This is a genomic window from Microbacterium sp. P2_F9 (assembly GCF_056403635.1).
The window spans coordinates 1-13620 of sequence record NZ_JBFUFC010000097.1; the positions used below are offsets into that span (position 1 = coordinate 1).

Sequence of the window (13620 nt, forward strand, 5' to 3'; positions counted from 1 at the left end):
TCTCGATGTTGCTCACACCGGCGCGGTCGAGGTTGGTCTGCAGCAGCTTCCGGATCTTGATGTCCTCGGCGACGTAGTCGGCGTAACGCTGGCCCGGCTTCGTGGAATCCGAGAACCAACGCGACACGTGGTCCGTGGTGATACCGAGGCGGAAGCCGTACGGGTTTACCTTCTGTCCCATTACTTGCTCGCCTTCTTACTGGTCTTTGCGGCTGCGTCAGCGACCACGGGGGTCGACAGCAGGACCGTGATGTGGCTCGTGCGCTTCTTGATCTGGAAGGCGCGGCCCTGTGCACGGGGGCGGAAACGCTTCAGCGTCGTCCCCTCGTCCACGTAGGCGTTCGCGATGTACAGATCCTGCTCATCGAGGTACTCGCCGGTCTTGTCGGCCGTGACGCGAGCGTTCGCGATGCCGGCAGCGACGAGCTTTGCGATCGGCTCGCTAGCGGCCTGCGGCGCGAACTTCAGGATGGCCAGGGCCTCCTGAGCCTGCTTGCCCTTGATCAGCGCGACGACACGACGAGCCTTCTGAGGGGTCACGCGGATGTGTCGCACGCGTGCGATGGACTCCACCATTTCTCTCTCCTCTTACGCCACCGCGTCAGCGGCGACGGCCCTTCTTGTCGTCCTTCTCGTGGCCGCGGAAGGTGCGGGTGGGCGCGAACTCGCCCAGTTTGTGGCCGACCATGGTCTCGGTGACAAACACGGGGATGTGCTTGCGACCATCGTGCACGGCGATCGTGTGACCCAGCATTGCGGGGACGATCATCGAGCGACGCGACCACGTCTTGATGACGTTCTTGGTACCGGCTTCGTTCTGAACAACCACCTTGCGGAGCAGGTGCTCGTCGACGAAGGGGCCCTTCTTAAGACTGCGTGGCATCTTCCTCTACTCCTACTTGCGCTTCTTGCCGGCGGTGCGACGGCGAACGATGTACTTGTCGCTCTCCTTTTTGGCGTGGCGGGTGCGACCCTCAGCCTGGCCCCAAGGGGAAACGGGGTGACGACCACCGGACGTCTTGCCCTCACCACCACCGTGCGGGTGGTCGACCGGGTTCATCGCGACACCGCGGACGGTCGGGCGGATGCCCTTCCAGCGGTTGCGACCGGCCTTGCCCCAGTTGATGTTCGACTGCTCGGCGTTGCCGACCTCGCCGATCGTGGCGCGGCAGCGCGCGTCCACGTTGCGGATCTCGCCCGAGGGGAGACGCAGCTGGGCGTACGGGCCGTCCTTCGCCACGAGGCGAACCGACACACCGGCCGAGCGGGCCAGCTTCGCGCCGCCGCCGGGGCGGAGCTCGATCGCGTGGATCACGGTACCGGTGGGGATGTTGCGAAGGGGCAGGTTGTTGYCGGGCTTGATGTCAGCACCGGGACCCGACTCGACGACGTCACCCTGCGACAGCTTGTTCGGCGCGATGATGTAGCGCTTCTCGCCGTCCACGTAGTGCAGCAGCGCGATGCGTGCGGTGCGGTTGGGGTCGTACTCGATGTGAGCGACCTTGGCGTCCACGCCGTCCTTGTCATTGCGACGGAAGTCGATGACGCGGTACTGGCGCTTGTGGCCACCACCGATGTGGCGGGTGGTGATGCGGCCCTGGTTGTTGCGACCACCGGTCTTGGACAGCGGGCGGAGGAGCGACTTCTCAGGCGTCGATCGGGTGATCTCGGCGAAGTCGGCCACCGACGAGCCGCGGCGACCCGGGGTCGTGGGCTTGTACTTGCGAATAGCCATGTTCTCTAGTCCTCTATCCCGACCGTCAGCCGACTGCCGTGAAGATGTCGATGGTGCCCGACTTCAGGGTCACGATGGCGCGCTTGGTGTCCTTGCGCTTTCCAGTGCCGAAGCGGGTGCGGCGGGCCTTGCCGACGCGGTTGAGCGTGTTGACCGCGGCCACCTTGACGCCGAAGATCTTCTCGATGGCGAGCTTGATCTCGGTCTTGGTCGCGCGCGGGTCCACGAGGAACGTGTACTTGCCCTCGTCGATGAGCCCGTAGCTCTTCTCGGAGACGACCGGCTTCAGGATGACGTCCCGCGGGTCCTTGTTGATTCCGGTCATGCCGAGACCTCCTCGGTGTCGGCCTCTGCTGCGGCGTTCGCGGCGAGCTTCTTCGCAACGAACGCGTCATAGGCGGCCTTGGTGAAGACGATGTCGTCGGAGACGAGCACGTCGTAGGCGTTCAGCTGGTCGAAGGTCAGCACGTGAACGTACGCGAGGTTGCGCAGGCTCTTGGTGCTGATCTCGTCATTGCGCTCGATCACGACGAGGACGTTCCGCTTGCGCGGGGCGAACTCGGTGAGGACGGCGTTGGCCGCCTTCGTCGAGGGGGCGCCGTCGATCCCGAAGGAGTCGACGACGTGCAGACGGTCGCCCCGAGCGCGGTCGCTGAGCGCACCCAGGAGGGCGGCGGCGATCATCTTCTTGGGGGTGCGCTGCGAGTAGTCACGCGGCTTCGGGCCGTGGACGATGCCACCACCGGTCATGTGCGGCGCGCGGATCGAGCCCTGACGGGCGTTACCGGTGCCCTTCTGCTTGAAGGGCTTGCGGCCGGCGCCGGAGACCTCACCGCGACGCTTGGTCGAGTGGGTACCCTGGCGAGCCGCCGCGCGCTGCGCGACGACGACCTGGTGGATGAGCGGGATGTTCGTCTTGACGTCGAAGATCGCGGCGGGCAGCTCCACGGAGCCTGCCTTCTTGCCATCTGCACTTCGGACGTCGAGCGCGAGAGTCGAATCAGCCATGGACTCAGGCCCCCTTCACTGCGTTGCGGACGTAGACGATGCGGCCGCGCGCGCCGGGGACGGCGCCCTTGACGAGCAGCAGACCCTTCTCGGCGTCGACCGCGTGGATCGTGAGGTTGAGGACGGTGACGCGCTCGCCACCCATCCGGCCGGCCATGCGCATGCCCTTGAAGACACGGCTGGGGGTCGACGATGCGCCGATCGAGCCGGGCTTGCGGTGGTTGCGGTGCGAACCGTGCGAAGCCGAGACGCCCTTGAAGTTGTGACGCTTCATGACACCGGCGAAGCCCTTGCCCTTGCTGGTGCCGACGACGTCGACCAGCTGGCCGGCCTCGAAGGTGCTCTCCGCGGTCAGCTCCTGACCGAGTGAGTAGTCGGAGGCGTTGGCGGTGCGAACCTCGGTGAGGTGGCGGCGGGGGGTCACGCCGGCAGCCTCGAAGTGGGCCGTGAGCGGCTGGTTGACCTTACGGGGGTCGATCTGCCCGTAGGCGATCTGAACCGCGTTATAGCCGTCGCGCTCGGGGGTGCGAACCTGGGTCACCACGTTCGTGGCAACCTCGATGACGGTGACGGGAATGAGCTTGCCATTCTCGTTCCAGACCTGGGTCATGCCGAGCTTCGTGCCCAGCAGTCCCCGCGAAATCCTGTTGTTGATGTCAGCCATGTCGAACCTCAGAGCTTGATCTCGATGTTGACATCGGCCGGCAGGTCGAGACGCATCAGCGAGTCGACGGCCTTGGGCGTCGGGTCGATGATGTCGATCAGACGCTTGTGGGTGCGCATCTCGAAGTGCTCACGGCTGTCCTTGTACTTGTGCGGCGACCGGATGACGCACACGACGTTCTTCTCGGTCGGAAGGGGCACGGGGCCCACAACCGTTGCACCAGCACGGGTCACGGTGTCGACGATCTTGCGGGCCGACGAATCGAGGCCGGCGTGATCGTACGACTTCAGGCGAATGCGGATCTTCTGTCCCGCCATTGTCTGCTCACTCTCATTCCGCGTCTTACCGACCTGGGCTCCCCAGGGGCATCGGACGCACGGTGGCGCTTGCGCGCCATGGCACTTCTCTGCACTGCTCTGCAGTGCGTTGCTGCACCGCTGTTCTCATGTCAATCCGGATGCCTCGGCATCCGGCTCCTCCACACCCAGGCACGCGCGGACGCAAGCGTCCCCATCTGTCTGAGGTGTCGGATTTTGGTTCTGCTGCCCGCGGCCTAGACGATGATGCTTTCGCGTCGTCTATGCACTGCCCTGGCAGTGATCCAGCGCACGCCAAGAGGGGCGCCGGAATGTGGAACCTCACTAGTCTACGTGTCACCCGGGCGTGTCGCAAACTCGGGCGTGTCGCGGATCTCGCTGCGAGGGACATTCCCAGGATCGCAGACGCCCGCGCTCCGCGGGATCACGATCCGGACACTTGACTCATGACAAGAGGAGCAACCGTGGCAGAATGACAGGGCCGTCGCTTGGGGGAGCGGCACGCTGTGCCATGGGCACCGCAAGCCCAGGTGGCGGAAGGGGGGATTCGCGTGACGTCGAAAGTGGTCGGATCGGCAAGAGAGCCGATCGACCGGGCGAAGTCATTTCGCTCACCGAGCAGACCGGCACCCGAACAGGGTGCGCCGGCTCGCTCGACGCGCGATGCCCGCGGCGGCGCAGACTGGCGGGCGCGCTACGCCCGGCGGCTGTGGATCAGCGACCTGCTCGTGCTCACCGTCGTCATCTACGGAACCCAGGTGGCCTGGTTCGGCCTGGGCAATGCCCAGGTGTCGATCCGCGAGGACTCGCGCCTGAGCAACGTCTCGTACTGGATCTTCTCGACCGTGCTGCTCGCGCTGTGGATGTGGGGCCTCAGCCTCGCCGACTCACGCAGCGACCGGGCGATCGGCACCGGCGCCGCAGAGTACGTCAGGGTCATCTCGGTCAGCACGCGCCTGTTCGGCCTGATCGCGATCGCCGCGTTCCTGCTGCGCGTCGACGTCGCGCGCGGGTATCTGCTGATCAGCCTGCCCCTCGGCATCCTGGCCCTCCTGTTCGAGCGATGGATGTGGCGCAAGTGGCTGATCCGCCAGCGGGCCAAGGGCCACTGGAGCGCCACCGTGCTCCTGGTGGGGTCCGAGGCATCCGTCGCCCAGATCGGGGCGGCCCTGCGCCGCACGCCGAGCGCCGGCTACCGGATCGTCGGAGCCTGCACCCCGGGCGGCAAGCCCGGCGGCACGGTGCGCGACACGGACATCCCGATCGTCGGAGGAGTGCAGGACGTCCTGGACGTGCTCCTGCATCTCGACGCGGACACCGTCGCGGTCACCAGCGCCGATGAGCTGCCGCCGTCGGGAGTGAAKCGCATCTCGTGGGCGCTCGAGACCGGCAGCCGCCACCTCGTCCTCGCGCCGGCCATCGCCGACGTCGTCGGTCCGCGCATCCAGACCCGACCGGTCGCGGGCCTTCCGCTGATCCACGTCGAGACGCCGCGCTACAGCATGGGCCAGCGATTCGTGAAGCGCGCGCTCGACATCCTGCTCGCCGCCATCGGCATCGTGCTGCTGAGCCCGGTGATGGCGATCATCGCCATCATGATCGCCTCGACCTCGTCCGGCCCCGTGCTGTTCTGGCAGCGCCGCGTCGGCTTCGACGGCCGGGAGTTCCGGATGCTCAAGTTCCGCACGATGGTCAACGGCGCCGAGTCGATGCTGCCTGACCTGCTGGCGCAGCGCGACTCCGGCAACGAAGTGCTCTTCAAGATGCTCGTCGACCCGCGGGTCACCCCGCTCGGGCGCCGGCTGCGCCGCTACAGCCTCGACGAGATCCCCCAGCTGTTCAACGTCCTCGGCGGGTCGATGTCGCTCGTCGGTCCCCGCCCCGCGCTGCCGACCGAAGTCGCGCGGTACGACGAGCACGTGCATCGCAGGTTCCTCGTCAAGCCGGGCATCACCGGCATCTGGCAGATCAGCGGGCGCTCGACCCTCTCCTGGGAGGAGTCGGTGCGCATCGACCTCGCCTACGTGGAGAACTGGTCGCTGGTCGGCGACGTCGTCATCCTCCTCAAGACGCTGCGTGCCGCCCTCGCCCCGGGGAGAACGGCCGCATGACGTGACGGGGCTGATCGTCAACGAGTGGATCGAGGCGGCGGGCGGGGCGGAGCGGGTGCTGGCTCGGCTCGCGACCCTCTTCCCCGACGCCGACCTGCTGTGCCTCTGGAACGACGACCGGACGCGGTTCCCCGATCGCACCGTGCGTGAGACCTGGCTCGCGCGCACCCCGCTGCGCCGCCACAAGGCGCTCGCCCTGCCGGTCATGCCGATCACCTGGCGCCTCCCCCGGCAGACCAGCCACGACTGGACGCTCGTGAGCTCGCACGCGTTCGCCCATCACGTGCGGGTGGAAGGCGACGGACCCAAGTACGTCTACGTCCACACCCCGGCGCGCTACCTGTGGGCGCCGGAGCTCGATCGGCGGGGTGACAACCTCGCGGTCAAGATCGCCGGCCCGCCGCTGCGCGCGCTCGACAAGCGCACCGCCCAGCATTCAACCGGACTCGCCGCCAACAGCCGCTTCGTCGCAGACCGGATCGAACGCTCCTGGGGACGCACCGCGCAGGTGATCCATCCGCCCGTCGATGTCGCGGGGATCGTACGAGGGGACTGGCGCGAACAGCTGACCGATGCCGAGCGGCGCACGCTCGATGCGCTCCCCGACGACTTCGTGCTCGGCGTCTCGCGTTTCATCCCCTACAAGCGGCTCGACACCGTGATCCAGATCGGCGAGCTGCTGGACCGGCCCACCGTGGTGGCCGGGTTCGGTCCGCTCGAGGCGGAGCTGCGGGCTCAGGCCGCCGAGTCCCGGGTGCCGGTGCACATTCTGCTGCGGCCGAGCGACGCCATGGTGCGGGCGCTCATGGCGAAGGCGGGTCTGTTCGTCTTCCCCCCGATCGAGGACTTCGGCATCGTGGCCGTCGAGGCGATGGCGGCGGGCACCCCGGTGATGGCCAACCGCGTGGGCGGGTCCGGCGAGTCAGTGCTGGAGGGCGTCGGCGGCGCGCTGTTCGATCCGCGCTCCGCGGAGGAGGCGCTCGCGGCCGCGGCCGTCTGCGCAGGCCTCCCGCGCGCCGGCATCACCGAGCATGCCTGGCGATTCGACGCCACCCAGTTCGATCGCGCGCTCACCGCATGGCTGAGCCCGCGCATCGCCGTGCCCCAGCTGCCGCTGCGCTGACCCGCTGCGGCCTCAGGCGTCGATCGGCGCGTGCGCGCCGACCCACWGCCTGATCGCATCCTGGAAGAGCGGGGTGTCGAAGTCCTGGGCCCGCGCGACGCAGTCCGCCGCGGACAGCCCGACGACACGGTCGACGGCCCTGCGCAGCTCGGCGGGAGTCCACTCGTACACGTGCGCGCCGGTGACGCCGTCGATCACCGACTCGGATGCGCCACCGATCGCGTTGGCGATGACCGGGGTACCGGAGGCCATCGCCTCGACCGGCACGATGCCGAAGTCCTCGATGGCCGCGAACACCAGCGCCGCGGCGCGACGGTAGAGGGCGCGGAGGAGCGCGAACGACGGGGTGTCGACGAAGCGCACGGCGCCGGGGTGGCCAAGCGCGTGCGCGCGCAGGCGCGGCCCGTCAGGTCCCCCGCCGGCGAGCACGACCGGCAGACCCGCGGCGATGCCGGCATCGATCACCGCCTCGAGGCGCTTGTAGCGCACGAATCGGGAGACGCCGAGCAGGAAGCTCTCCGGAAGGGAGTCGAGCACGGCCCGATCGGCCGGGGAGAGCTCCACCGGATCTTCGGCGAACGTGTGCACATCCACCGGTGGATAGATCACCTGCGCTTCGCGGTCCCACTTGTCGGCGATGCGCGCGGCGACGTATCGGCTGTTCGCCGCGATCGCCGTCGCCTCCGCGGCACGCCGGCGATCCAGCGGCTTCAGCATCGCCGAGACCGCGCGGGCCATGGTGCTCTCGCCGCGGCCGTCGAGCTCAGGCACCCACACGTACYGTGCCGGGGTGTGCGCATAGACGAGCTTCGGCGCGCTGCGAGCAGGACCGGCGAACCGGGCATGATGCGCGAACGCATGGCTGCTGCAGAGCACCCAGTCCGCGTCGCGCTCAGGGAGGTTCCGCCAGACGGCGGGCATGAGCGGCAGGGCTGCCATCTTGTGCCCATGCAGCGGTGTGCGGGCCAGCCAGGACTCCTCGACGCCGGTGAACCGCCCCTCGCTGTCGTTCCACAGGCAGAAGCGCTCCGCATCCGGAAACGTCTCGCTGAGCACGGCGAAGACATTCTCGGAGCCGCCGTTGCGCTGCAGCCACTCGTGGACGATGATCCCGCTCATCGGGCAGTGCCTCTCCCCCCGGAGTACGCCCCCGATAGCCGGGTTCCGCACGAGCCTTACGCGCCCGCACAGCGTCCGGTCATATTACCTGCCGATCCCGAGAGACAGGCATCGGCGCCCTTCGACAGGCTCAGGGACCGGGGGGCGGCTCAGGGACCGGGCGACGGCTCGCTGCCGACCGCTCCCTCGCCCTTGTCGCTGTCGCTGTCGAAGAACTCGGTGACCTTGCCCTTGCCGTCCTCGAACACCTGCTTGCTCTTGTCGATCAGCTGCTCGCCCTTTTCGCTCTCGACGAAGTCGGTGACCTTCTCCTTGCCGTCCTGGAACAGCTTCTTGCTCTTGTTGAACAGGTCATCGAAGCCCATGGGTCCACTCCTTCGCACGGCGCCCGCGACGGACGCACCGGAGCCCATCGTCGCGGGCGGGCGCGGCATCCGTCAAACCTCAGAGACCTCCGGATACGACAAAAGAGGGCCGGACCCGAAGGTCCGACCCTCTTTCAGCAGTCAGTCAGTGACTACTTCAGGATCTTCGTGACCGTGCCGGCGCCGACGGTGCGGCCACCCTCACGGATCGCGTAGCCGAGGCCCTCTTCCATGGCGATGGGCTGGATCAGCTCAACGGTCATGTCGGTGGTGTCGCCGGGCATGACCATCTCGGTGCCCTCAGGCAGCGTGATGACGCCGGTGACGTCGGTGGTGCGGAAGTAGAACTGCGGGCGGTAGTTCGTGAAGAACGGGTTGTGACGGCCGCCCTCCTCCTTGGACAGGATGTACGCCGTGCCCTCGAAGTTGGTGTGCGGGGTGACCGAACCGGGCTTGACGACAACCTGGCCGCGCTCGACGTCGTCACGCTTGGTGCCGCGCAGGAGCAGACCACAGTTCTCGCCGGCCCATGCCTCGTCGAGCTGCTTGTGGAACATCTCGATACCGGTGACGATCGTCTTCTGCGTCGGGCGCAGACCCACGATCTCGACCTCGGAGTTGATCGCGAGGGTGCCGCGCTCGGCGCGACCCGTCACGACCGTGCCACGGCCGGTGATGGTGAAGACGTCCTCGACGGGCATGAGGAAGGGCTTGTCCTTGTCGCGGATCGGGTCCGGAACGGACTCGTCAACGGCGTCCATGAGGTCGAGGATGGACTGGGTCCACGTCTCGTCGCCCTCGAGGGCCTTGAGGCCCGAGACGCGGATGACCGGCGCGTTGTCGCCATCGAAGTCCTGGCTGGACAGCAGCTCGCGGACCTCGAGCTCGACGAGCTCCAGGATCTCCTCGTCGTCGACCATGTCGCTCTTGTTGAGCGCCACGAGCAGGTACGGCACGCCGACCTGCTTGGCCAGCAGCACGTGCTCGCGCGTCTGGGCCATCGGGCCGTCGGTGGCGGCGACCACGAGGATCGCGCCGTCCATCTGAGCAGCACCGGTGATCATGTTCTTGATGTAGTCGGCGTGACCCGGGGCGTCGACGTGCGCGTAGTGGCGCTTCGGCGTCTCGTACTCGACGTGCGAGATGTTGATCGTGATGCCGCGCTGACGCTCTTCGGGAGCGGAGTCGATCGACGCGAAGTCGCGCTGCACGTTGGTCTTCGACGGGTACTTGTCGGCGAGCACCTTCGAGATCGCGGCGGTGAGCGTGGTCTTGCCGTGGTCGACGTGACCGATCGTTCCGATGTTCACGTGCGGCTTGGTCCGCTCGAACTTGGCCTTAGCCACTGGGTCCTCCTAGGACATTCGTGTAGATGCTCCGGGCGCTGGATTGCGACCGGTTCTCTACGGGGATTGGTTTCTACCTTAGTAGAGAGGGTTGGGATGAAACTGTGTGAAGTTGTGGAACCGGATGCCGGGGGCCTGGGCCCCCGGCATCCGGAGGACTACTCGCCCTTGGTCTTCTGGACGATCTCGTCTGCGACGTTGCGCGGGACCTCGGCGTAGCTGTCGAACTCCATGGAGTAGACGGCGCGGCCGGAGGTCTTCGAGCGGAGGTCGCCGATGTAGCCGAACATCTCGGACAGCGGCACGAGGGCGCGGACGACCTTGACGCCGGCAGCATCCTCCATCGACTGGATCTGGCCGCGGCGGCTGTTCAGGTCGCCGATGACGTCGCCCATGTACTCCTCGGGAGTACGGACCTCCACCGACATGATCGGCTCGAGGATGACGGGGTTCGCCTTGCGGACCGCCTCCTTGAAGCCCATCGAGCCGGCGATCTTGAACGCCATCTCCGACGAGTCGACATCGTGCGCGGCACCGTCGAGCAGGATCGCCTTGACGCCGACCATCGGGTAGCCCGCGAGGACTCCGACGTTCATCGCGTCCYGGAAGCCGACGTTTACCGAAGGTATGTACTCGCGCGGGATGCGGCCACCGCCGACCTTGTTCTCGAACTCGTACGTCGTGTCGGCCGTGACCTCGAGGGGCTCGATCGCGAACTGGATCTTCGCGAACTGGCCGGATCCACCGGTCTGCTTCTTGTGCGTGTAGTCGTGACGCTCGACGGCCTTCTTGATCGTCTCGCGGTACGCGACCTGCGGCTTGCCGACGTTCGCCTCGACGCGGAATTCGCGCTTCATGCGGTCGACCAGGATGTCGAGGTGCAGCTCGCCCATGCCCTTGATGACGGTCTGGCCGGTGTCCGAGTTCTGCTCGACGCGGAACGTCGGGTCCTCCTCGGCGAGCTTCTGGATCGCGAGACCCAGCTTCTCCTGGTCAGCCTTCGTCTTGGGCTCGATCGCGACCTCGATGACCGGCTCGGGGAACGTCATCGACTCGAGCACGACCTGGTGCTGCGAGTCCGACAGGGTGTCGCCCGTGGTCGTGTCCTTGAGGCCGATGACCGCGTAGATGTGACCGGCGGTGACCGAGTCGACCGGGTTCTCCTTGTTGGCGTACATCTGGAAGATCTTCCCGATGCGCTCCTTCTTGGACTTGGTCGAGTTGACGACCTGTCCGCCGGAGTCCAGGTGACCGGAGTACACGCGGATGTAGGTGAGGCGACCGAAGAACGGGTGCGTCACGATCTTGAACGCCAGGGCCGTGAACGGCTCCTCGCGGTCCGAGTGGCGCAGGATGACGATCTCTTCGTTCTTCGGGTCGTGCGCCTCGATCGCGGGCACGTCCAGCGGCGACGGGAGGTAGTCCACGACCGCGTCGAGCATCGGCTGCACGCCGCGGTTCTTGAACGCCGAGCCGCAGAGCACGGGGTAGATCTCCGAGTTGACGGTCAGCTTGCGAATCGCGGCCTTGATCTCGGCGACCGTGAGGGGCTCGCCCCCGAAGTGCTTCTCGAGGAGCTCCTCGTCCGTTTCGGCGACGGTCTCGAGCAGGATCTCGCGGTACTTGGCCACGACCTCGGCCATGTCGGCCGGGATCTCCTGGATGTCGTACTTGGCGCCCATGGTGACATCACCCTTGGAGTCGCCCGCCCAGACCAGCGCGCGCATCTCGACGAGGTCGACGACGCCGACGAAGTCGTTCTCGACGCCGATCGGCAGCTGCAGCACGAGCGGCTTGGCCTTGAGCTTGTTGATGATCGTGTCGACCGTGAAGTAGAAGTCGGCGCCGAGCTTGTCCATCTTGTTGACGAAGCAGATGCGCGGGACCTCGTACTTGTCGGCCTGACGCCAGACAGTCTCGGACTGGGGCTCGACGCCCTCCTTGCCGTCGAAGACGGCGACCGCGCCATCGAGCACGCGAAGCGAGCGCTCGACCTCGACCGTGAAGTCGACGTGGCCGGGGGTGTCGATGATGTTGATCTGGTTCTTGTCCCAGAAGCACGTCACAGCAGCGGAGGTGATCGTGATGCCACGCTCCTGCTCCTGCTCCATCCAGTCGGTGGTCGAGGCGCCGTCGTGCGTCTCACCGATCTTGTGGTTGGTCCCCGTGTAGAACAGGATGCGCTCGGTCGTCGTCGTCTTGCCGGCATCGATGTGCGCCATGATGCCGATGTTGCGGACCTTCGTGAGGTCGGTGAGCACGTCTTGTGCCACGGGTGTCTTCCTAACTTGTGATTCTGGGCCGGGCGCTGAGCGTGTCGAAGCGTCCGGGTGTCCGGGATCGGCCCCGCAGGGGGCCGATCCCGGACGAAGCGGCTGTTACCAGCGGTAGTGCGCGAAGGCGCGGTTCGACTCGGCCATCTTGTGGGTGTCTTCGCGGCGCTTGACCGCGGCACCCAGGCCGTTCGAGGCATCCAGAATCTCGTTCTGGAGGCGCTCGGTCATCGTCTTCTCACGACGACCCTTGGCGTAGCTCACGAGCCAGCGCAGCGCGAGCGTGTTCGCACGGTGCGGCTTGACTTCGATCGGCACCTGGTAGGTCGAGCCACCGACGCGGCGGCTCTTGACCTCGAGGGTCGGGCGCACGTTGTCGAGCGCCTTCTTCAGGGTGGCGACAGCGTCCTGGCCGTTCTTGGCCTCGACGCCCTTGAGGGCGGTGTACACGATCGACTCGGCGAGCGACTTCTTGCCGTCGACGAGGATCTTGTTCACGAGCTGGCTGACGATCGGTGCGCCGTAGACCGGGTCGTTGACGACGGGGCGCTTCGGGGCGGGTCCCTTACGAGGCATATTCCTTAACCCTTCTTCGCGCCGTAGCGGCTGCGAGCCTGCTTACGGTTCTTGACGGCCTGGGTGTCCAGGGCGCCACGGACGATCTTGTAGCGGACACCGGGGAGGTCCTTCACGCGACCGCCGCGGACGAGCACGAGCGAGTGCTCCTGCAGGTTGTGGCCCTCGCCGGGGATGTAGGCGGTGACCTCGGTGCCGTTGCGGAGCTTGACACGGGCGACCTTGCGCATCGCCGAGTTGGGCTTCTTGGGCGTGGTCGTGTACACGCGGGTGCAGACACCCGCCTGCTGCGGGTTCGCCTTGAGCGCCGGCGCCTTGGTCTTGGTGACCTTGGGCGAGCGACCCTTGCGAACCAACTGCTGAATGGTTGGCACGTTCTCTCCTATGTTGTGCTGCACGGTGACAGCGTCGTGGTCTCACCTGAAGCTGGACGGATCTTTCGATCTGTTTCACCTGAGGCTCACGTGGACCCACCGGCGCGGCAGAATGATCTGACGCGATTTGTGTGGTGGATAAGCCGTGGGGGCGGACTGTTCGCAGTCCGATCCCTGAGATGCAGCGCTCTTGGCTCCGTCGTCCATGCCGGGGCACGTCGGACGGCGCGCGAAAGCGCACACCCTTCGATGATACGCGACCGGTGGAGGGCCGGTCAAACGCGGCGTGTCGTCCGCCGCTCATCCCCTCGCAGGGTCAGGGGATGAGCGCCAGCGCGAAGATTCCGGCGACGGCAAGTGCGACGAGGACGGATGCCGCGACCACGGCGATCAGCGCGGTCCGGCGTCGGCGGCGGCGGGTGGCGGCCTCCCCCGCCGCACGGTCCACTGGTGCCTGCAACGGCCGCGGGGACGGTGGTCGGCGGGTGATCTCAGGCTGCTCCGGGGTCCGCGGCGGATAGGCGACGTGCGCCTCGGGCGGCGCGGCGATCCGATGCGGCGGCGCGGCGCCGACGGTGGCGTGGGGGCCGGCGGCGGCCGCGGCATCCG

15 protein-coding genes and 2 pseudogenes are annotated in these 13620 nt (G+C 67.0%); 2 read left to right on the plus strand and 15 right to left on the minus strand.

Features of this window, described 5'->3' with window-relative positions; all coding sequences use genetic code 11:
• The 8 genes and pseudogenes from AC1DVT_RS11535 to rpsJ form a co-directional block, all read right to left on the minus strand.
• A pseudogene (locus AC1DVT_RS11535) lies at positions 1-181 on the minus strand (30S ribosomal protein S3); the annotation flags it as partial.
• A complete protein-coding gene (gene rplV / locus AC1DVT_RS11540; RefSeq protein WP_457101841.1) occupies positions 181-576 on the minus strand; it encodes a 50S ribosomal protein L22 in 396 nt (131 codons plus the stop codon). The gene rplV and the pseudogene AC1DVT_RS11535, both read right to left, overlap by 1 nt.
• A gap of 25 nt (positions 577-601) precedes the next feature.
• On the minus strand, positions 602-883 hold the full coding sequence (gene rpsS / locus AC1DVT_RS11545; RefSeq protein ID WP_257501491.1) for a 30S ribosomal protein S19: 282 nt from the start codon (positions 881-883) through the stop codon (positions 602-604).
• 12 nt (positions 884-895) lie between these two features.
• Entirely contained in the window at positions 896-1735 is an 840-nt protein-coding gene (rplB, locus tag AC1DVT_RS11550) for a 50S ribosomal protein L2 (RefSeq protein ID WP_477389047.1), read from the minus strand.
• 25 nt (positions 1736-1760) lie between these two features.
• Positions 1761-2060, minus strand: a complete 300-nt coding sequence (rplW, locus tag AC1DVT_RS11555) for a 50S ribosomal protein L23 (protein WP_457101843.1) — start codon at positions 2058-2060, stop codon at positions 1761-1763.
• Entirely contained in the window at positions 2057-2743 is a 687-nt protein-coding gene (gene rplD / locus AC1DVT_RS11560) for a 50S ribosomal protein L4 (protein ID WP_457101844.1), read from the minus strand. Before rplD ends, rplW begins: the two co-directional genes overlap by 4 nt.
• 4 nt (positions 2744-2747) lie before the next feature.
• Positions 2748-3407 (minus strand): 50S ribosomal protein L3, encoded by a 660-nt coding sequence (gene rplC, locus AC1DVT_RS11565; protein WP_457101845.1) that lies wholly within the window; start codon positions 3405-3407, stop codon positions 2748-2750.
• Positions 3408-3415: 8 nt separating this feature from the next.
• Entirely contained in the window at positions 3416-3724 is a 309-nt protein-coding gene (gene rpsJ, locus AC1DVT_RS11570; RefSeq protein ID WP_013584016.1) for a 30S ribosomal protein S10, read from the minus strand.
• 551 nt (positions 3725-4275) lie between these two features.
• On the opposite strand from rpsJ, the gene AC1DVT_RS11575 reads away from it, so the two are divergent.
• Both AC1DVT_RS11575 and AC1DVT_RS11580 read left to right on the plus strand, forming a co-directional pair.
• Positions 4276-5835 (plus strand): sugar transferase, encoded by a 1560-nt coding sequence (locus tag AC1DVT_RS11575; RefSeq protein WP_477389049.1) that lies wholly within the window; start codon positions 4276-4278, stop codon positions 5833-5835.
• Between the two features lies 1 nt (position 5836).
• On the plus strand, positions 5837-6958 hold the full coding sequence (locus AC1DVT_RS11580) for a glycosyltransferase (RefSeq protein WP_457101847.1): 1122 nt from the start codon (positions 5837-5839) through the stop codon (positions 6956-6958).
• 12 nt (positions 6959-6970) lie between these two features.
• On the opposite strand, the gene AC1DVT_RS11585 is transcribed toward AC1DVT_RS11580, so the two are convergent.
• The 7 genes and pseudogenes from AC1DVT_RS11585 to AC1DVT_RS11615 form a co-directional block, all read right to left on the minus strand.
• Positions 6971-8077 carry a glycosyltransferase gene (locus AC1DVT_RS11585; protein ID WP_477389052.1) on the minus strand — a complete coding sequence of 369 codons (1107 nt, stop codon included), beginning with the start codon at positions 8075-8077 and terminating at the stop codon, positions 6971-6973.
• A 149-nt stretch (positions 8078-8226) separates the two neighbouring features.
• On the minus strand, positions 8227-8511 hold the full coding sequence (locus AC1DVT_RS11590; protein WP_477389054.1) for a hypothetical protein: 285 nt from the start codon (positions 8509-8511) through the stop codon (positions 8227-8229).
• A gap of 83 nt (positions 8512-8594) precedes the next feature.
• Positions 8595-9788 (minus strand): elongation factor Tu, encoded by a 1194-nt coding sequence (gene tuf / locus AC1DVT_RS11595; RefSeq protein ID WP_457101850.1) that lies wholly within the window; start codon positions 9786-9788, stop codon positions 8595-8597.
• Between the two features lie 158 nt (positions 9789-9946).
• Positions 9947-12061, minus strand: coding sequence for an elongation factor G (gene fusA / locus AC1DVT_RS11600; protein WP_477389056.1), 2115 nt, complete (start codon positions 12059-12061; stop codon positions 9947-9949).
• A gap of 105 nt (positions 12062-12166) precedes the next feature.
• Complete coding sequence (gene rpsG / locus AC1DVT_RS11605) at positions 12167-12637, minus strand: 30S ribosomal protein S7 (RefSeq protein ID WP_056312881.1); 471 nt, start codon at positions 12635-12637, stop codon at positions 12167-12169.
• Between the two features lie 5 nt (positions 12638-12642).
• The gene (gene rpsL / locus AC1DVT_RS11610; RefSeq protein WP_018187369.1) at positions 12643-13011 is read right to left on the minus strand and encodes a 30S ribosomal protein S12; all 369 of its coding nucleotides are present in this window, start codon (positions 13009-13011) and stop codon (positions 12643-12645) included.
• Positions 13012-13327: 316 nt separating this feature from the next.
• Positions 13328-13620: pseudogene (locus AC1DVT_RS11615) on the minus strand (hypothetical protein); the annotation flags it as partial.

Bases quoted from the DNA above. Each gene is read 5' to 3' on its own strand.
- rplV (WP_457101841.1), bottom strand. From the start codon at position 576: ATGGTGGAGTCCATCGCACGCGTGCGACACATCCGCGTGACCCCTCAG.
- rpsS (WP_257501491.1), bottom strand. From the start codon at position 883: ATGCCACGCAGTCTTAAGAAGGGCCCCTTCGTCGACGAGCACCTGCTC.
- rplW (WP_457101843.1), bottom strand. From the start codon at position 2,060: ATGACCGGAATCAACAAGGACCCGCGGGACGTCATCCTGAAGCCGGTC.
- rplD (WP_457101844.1), bottom strand. From the start codon at position 2,743: ATGGCTGATTCGACTCTCGCGCTCGACGTCCGAAGTGCAGATGGCAAG.
- rplC (WP_457101845.1), bottom strand. From the start codon at position 3,407: ATGGCTGACATCAACAACAGGATTTCGCGGGGACTGCTGGGCACGAAG.
- rpsJ (WP_013584016.1), bottom strand. From the start codon at position 3,724: ATGGCGGGACAGAAGATCCGCATTCGCCTGAAGTCGTACGATCACGCC.
- AC1DVT_RS11590 (WP_477389054.1), bottom strand. From the start codon at position 8,511: ATGCCGCGCCCGCCCGCGACGATGGGCTCCGGTGCGTCCGTCGCGGGC.
- rpsG (WP_056312881.1), bottom strand. From the start codon at position 12,637: ATGCCTCGTAAGGGACCCGCCCCGAAGCGCCCCGTCGTCAACGACCCG.